Genomic DNA, 4,021 nt, shown 5'->3' on the forward strand with positions numbered 1-4,021 from the left:
GCCCGCGAGCATCGCCGGCGGACCGGCAGGTCGCTGCAGAGCGACATCCTCGACGCCGAACGCCGGGCAGGGACCCGACTCGTGTGGTCCGGCGCCACGTGGTCGGCCTACGTCCCCGCCGCGGCCCGCTGGCCCGTCGAGGTGCATCTCGTCCCGCACCGCGACGTCCCGGACCTCGCGGCCCTGGGCGAGCCCGAACGCGACGAACTCGCCCGGGCCTACCGCGACCTCCTCGGCCGCGTCGACCGGTTCTTCCCCGGCGTCGACCGCACCCCCTACATCGCCGCCTGGCATCAGGCGCCGGTCGGTGCGGGTCGCGAGGAGGTGCGGCTGTTCTGCCAGATCTTCTCGTTGCGACGGGCCCCGGACAAGCTGAAATATCTCGCGGGATCCGAATCGGCGATGGGTGCGTGGATCAGCGACACCACCCCCGAACGGATCGCTGCCCGACTGCGTGAGGTGGCGACATGACACTCGCAGAGACCGTCCGCGCGTCGTTCACGGCGGAGTTCGGCACCGAACCCGAGGGCTGCTGGTGTGCTCCCGGGCGCGTGAACCTCATCGGCGAGCACGTCGACTATGCAGGTGGTCTGTGCCTGCCGATGGCTCTCCCACAGGTCACCACCGTGGCGGTGCGTCGCCGCTCCGATCATCTGCTGCGCGTGCGCAGCGCCGGATTCGACCCCGTCGACCTCGATCTGCGCGACCGGCACGTCGACGGCTGGGCCGCCTACGTCGCCGGAGTGATCTGGACGCTCGATCCGCCGGGATTCACCGGCGCCGACATCGCGGTCGCGTCGGACGTGCCGGTCGGAGCGGGACTCTCGTCGTCCGCCGCGCTCGAGACGTCGATCGCGGTGGCGCTCGCCGACCTGTGCGGGCTGCCCCTCGACGAGGACGGCCGTGATCGGCTCGCCACGGCGTGCGTGCGCGCGGAGAACGACTACGCCGGTGCACCCACCGGCGGGCTCGACCAGCGGATCGCGTTGCACGCACGCCCCGGACACGCGCTGCTGCTCGACTTCGCCGACGGCAGCAGCGAACACATCCCGTTCGACGCGGAGGTGCAGGGACTGACCGTGCTGGTCGTCGACACCGGAACCGGGCACCGGCTCGCCGACGGGCAGTACGGACAGCGCCGCCGTCAGGCCGAGGACGCCACGCGGCTCCTCGGCGTCGGCACCCTGCGGAACGCCGCATCCGCAGACCCGCTCGACGATCCCGTCCTGCGTCGCCGCGCCCGGCACGTGATCGACGAGATCGCCCGCGTCCGTGAGGCCGCGGAGTTGTTGCGGGCAGGGCGGATCCGGGATCTCGGACCGCTGCTCGACGCGTCGCACCGCTCGCTGCGCGACGACTTCGAGGTCAGCTGCCCCGAACTCGACACCGCCGTCGACGCGGCCGTCGCAGCAGGTGCTCTGGGTGCCCGGATGGTCGGGGGCGGCTTCGGCGGGTCGGCGATCGCATTGTGCGAGAACGATCGCGTCGACCCGGTGCGGCAGGCGGTCGCCGACGCCGCCGCACGTCGCGACTTCGCGGGACCGACCTTCCTGCGCGCCACGGCGTCCGGCGGTGCGCGCCGCTGCTGATCATCTCCGGGTACTGTGCGCGCATGGGTCGGTTCGATCGAAAGAAGTGGGGCGTCGAGCACGCGGTGTTCGCCGCGGCGTCGGTTGCCACCGTCATCGGTGGGGTGTCCGGGAACGAGAAACTGCAGAAGATCGCCAAACCGCTCATCGCACCCGCGCTCGCGGTGCGGGTGCTGCGCCGATCCCGCCACACCGACCGCGCCGACACCGCCCTGCTGGTCGCGGGTCTCACCGCGGCCACCCTCGGCGACATCGCCATGATCCGATCCGACGAGGACCGTAGGATCCTGAGCGGCGCAGCCTGTTTCGGTGCCATGCAGACGGCCTACTCGACGATCCTCGCCCGGCACGGTGCGCGCGTGTCGAAGCCGGTCGCGGTGCAGCGCGCCGGTGCGCTGGCCGGTGCGGCCGGTCTGCTCGCCGTCCGCAACCGATCGGTGGCCGCGCCGCTGACCGGATACGGTGCGCTGCTCGCCACCACCGCCACCCTCGCAGGCGATCCCGCCCTCGCCCCCGGTGCGCGAGTGCGCGCGGGGCTGCCCGTGCCGGGTTCGGATCGGCGGAGCCGGCTCGGTCTCGGCGGGCTGCTCTTCACGCTCTCCGACGGCTCGATCATCGTTCGCCGCACCCTGCTGAAGGACGAGAAGGCCCGCGCGGCGGCGGAAGGATTCGTCCTGGCCACCTACGCCGCGGCCCAGCTGCTGCTCGTCGAGGGGCTGCTCGCACTCACACGCCGGGAGCCTCAGGGATAGAGCACGATCCGGTCGCGGTCGAGCGGATCCACCCAGATGCTCACGACCTCCCCGGGTGCGTAGCGGTGCAGGTTACGGCGGTCGACCTCGTAGACGACGGTCCCGCGATAGGACTCCGAACCCGGCACCGTGAGTTCGAGATCCAGCCGGGTCAACTGACCGGTCGCGGTGAGATCCAGCGGCGTTGCCGAACGGATGATCGCCCACCCTTCGTAACCCTCGCGTTCGATCCGGCGCAGAGCCTTCGGACTCCGACTCGCGAGCGCCAAGGACAGGCCGAGCACGGTGCCGTACAGACAGACGAGGAAGACCACCTGGAAGCCCTCGGTGCCCGGTTCGGAGACCGGCAGGAACAGGTTCAGCCACAACGCGAGAACGACGACATATCCCGCGGTGACGAATGCGACAGTAGCGACGATACGACGATTCACAACTCCTCCGATCCCAGCCTATCCCCGCTCGGCCCCGTCGGCTCCCGCCCGCCATTAGGGTGATGCCATGCCCGCTCCCACCGTGGTCGTCACCGGAGCCGCCGCCGGAATCGGCCGCTCCACCGCCCTGCTCTTCGCCCGTCGCGGTTACCGCGTCGGTGCCTTCGACGTCGACACCGCGGGGCTCGCGAGCCTCGCCGAGGAGGCCGCCTCGATCGGCTCGGGGCAGGTCGTCACCGGCGTCCTGGACGTCACCGACACCTCCGCATGGACCCGTGCACTCGAAGAGTTCTGCACCGACGGCCGGCTCGACATCCTCGTCAACAATGCGGGCCTGCTGTCGTCCGGCCCGTTCGAGGACACCCCGGCGAGCCGTCACCGGCAGATCGTCGACGTCAACGTCACCGGTGTCGTCCTCGGCTGCCACGCCGCCTTCCCGTACCTGCGCGACACCCCCGGCGCGCAGATCGTGAACATGTGCTCGGCGTCGGCGCTCTACGGACAACCCGACCTCGCCACCTACAGCGCCACCAAGTTCGCGGTGCGGGGCCTGACCGAAGCCCTCGAACTCGAGTGGGCACGCCACGACATCAAGGTGCAGGCACTGTGGCCGCTGTTCGTCGACACGAACATGGTCGACGGGATGGACATCGGCTCGCGACGCTCCCTGGGCGTGAACCTCGGCGCCGACGACGTCGCCCGCGCGGTGTTCGACGCGACCCGGCCCACCCGGCGCTCCGCACGGGTGCATCGGCCCGTCGGCCGACAGGCCACCGTGCTGGCAATGCTCGCCCAGGTGTCGCCCGGATGGGCGAACCGGCTGGTCAACCGGCGCCTGACCGGGCGCTGACACCGGTCGATAGAGTGACACCCGCACGTCGTCGGGAAGGGTGTTGCGTGAGAATTCGGATGTGGCCGGTCGCAGTCGTCACGGGTGCGGCACTGTTCGTCGCAGGGTGCGGAGGGCCCTCGGACGATACGGACGCCGACGCCGGAGCGGTGTCGACGACCACCGCAGTGAGCTCCTCCACGGCCGTCGCCCCGAGCACGACCGTCGCCTCGAGTACGACCGAGCAGCCGACTCCGTCGTCGACCACCGAGGCGCCCCCCGAACCGGAGAGCTCCCCGGAGGAACCGGCACCGCTCGCGCAGGTCGAATACCAGCGCAACGAGTCGTACTACTTCAGCAGCCCCGACGGCACCTTCGAATGCGGCATCGTCCGGCTGCCCACCCGCACCGAGGCGGGCT

5 protein-coding genes and 1 pseudogene are annotated in these 4,021 nt (G+C 71.0%); 5 read left to right on the forward strand and 1 reads right to left on the reverse strand.

Going from position 1 to position 4,021, the window contains the following annotated elements:
* The 3 genes from R1101_RS0117710 to R1101_RS0117720 form a co-directional block, all read left to right on the forward strand.
* On the forward strand, positions 1-471 hold a 471-nt coding region (locus R1101_RS0117710; RefSeq protein WP_016934696.1), incomplete at its 5' end, for a hypothetical protein.
* On the forward strand, positions 468-1,589 hold the full coding sequence (galK, locus tag R1101_RS0117715; RefSeq protein ID WP_016934697.1) for a galactokinase: 1,122 nt from the start codon (positions 468-470) through the stop codon (positions 1,587-1,589). The genes R1101_RS0117710 and galK, both read left to right, overlap by 4 nt.
* Before the next feature lie 23 nt (positions 1,590-1,612).
* A complete protein-coding gene (locus R1101_RS0117720) occupies positions 1,613-2,341 on the forward strand; it encodes a lysoplasmalogenase family protein (RefSeq protein WP_016934698.1) in 729 nt (242 codons plus the stop codon).
* Here R1101_RS0117720 and R1101_RS0117725 read toward each other — a convergent pair.
* Positions 2,332-2,772 carry a hypothetical protein gene (locus R1101_RS0117725; protein ID WP_016934699.1) on the reverse strand — a complete coding sequence of 147 codons (441 nt, stop codon included), beginning with the start codon at positions 2,770-2,772 and terminating at the stop codon, positions 2,332-2,334. The two genes, R1101_RS0117720 and R1101_RS0117725, sit on opposite strands and share 10 nt — an antisense overlap.
* Positions 2,773-2,839: 67 nt before the next feature.
* Between R1101_RS0117725 and R1101_RS0117730 the strand changes: the two genes are divergently transcribed.
* Together R1101_RS0117730 and R1101_RS0117735 are read left to right on the forward strand one after the other, a co-directional pair.
* Positions 2,840-3,622 carry an SDR family oxidoreductase gene (locus tag R1101_RS0117730; RefSeq protein ID WP_016934700.1) on the forward strand — a complete coding sequence of 261 codons (783 nt, stop codon included), beginning with the start codon at positions 2,840-2,842 and terminating at the stop codon, positions 3,620-3,622.
* Between the two features lie 47 nt (positions 3,623-3,669).
* Positions 3,670-4,021, forward strand: a pseudogene (locus R1101_RS0117735) (hypothetical protein); the annotation flags it as partial.

The sequence above is a fragment of the Rhodococcus sp. R1101 genome (assembly GCF_000278445.1).
In the GTDB taxonomy this organism is placed as follows: domain Bacteria; phylum Actinomycetota; class Actinomycetes; order Mycobacteriales; family Mycobacteriaceae; genus Rhodococcus; species Rhodococcus gordoniae.

Excerpts from the sequence above, each read along its gene's own strand:
- R1101_RS0117720 (WP_016934698.1), top strand. The coding sequence starts at position 1,613 with ATGGGTCGGTTCGATCGAAAGAAGTGGGGCGTCGAGCACGCGGTGTTC.
- R1101_RS0117730 (WP_016934700.1), top strand. The coding sequence starts at position 2,840 with ATGCCCGCTCCCACCGTGGTCGTCACCGGAGCCGCCGCCGGAATCGGC.
- galK (WP_016934697.1), top strand. The coding sequence starts at position 468 with ATGACACTCGCAGAGACCGTCCGCGCGTCGTTCACGGCGGAGTTCGGC.